Genomic DNA, 276 nt, shown 5'->3' with positions numbered 1-276 from the left:
ACCAGAATCATGCCGCGTCCGTTGATATACTCGGCCGCGATCTCCTCCCGGCTCTGCTTGTAACGGTCATAGAGCACCACGTCAGCGCCATAGGACCGTGTATTGGCAATTTTCAGCTGCGGTGCATCGGATGGCATGATGATGACAGCCTTGATGCCGAAAAGCTGGGCGGAACTCGCCACGCCCTGCGCATGGTTGCCGGAGGAAAAGGCGACGATGCCGCGCTTGCGCTCGTCCGCCGTCATCTGGCTGATGCGGTTGTAGGCGCCGCGGAAC

General features: G+C 60.5%; 1 protein-coding gene. It reads right to left on the bottom strand.

All coding sequences use genetic code 11. The annotated features are described in order from the left end of the window. Positions 1-276, bottom strand: a 276-nt coding sequence (locus tag AC0MA3_RS26490; protein WP_474658344.1) for a pyridoxal-phosphate dependent enzyme, incomplete at both ends; no start/stop codon positions are given.

The organism is Paenibacillus sp. LS-5 (genome assembly GCF_056121505.1).
Note: the sequence above shows the minus strand (reverse complement) of the source record. Positions and strands in the feature narration are given on the sequence as shown.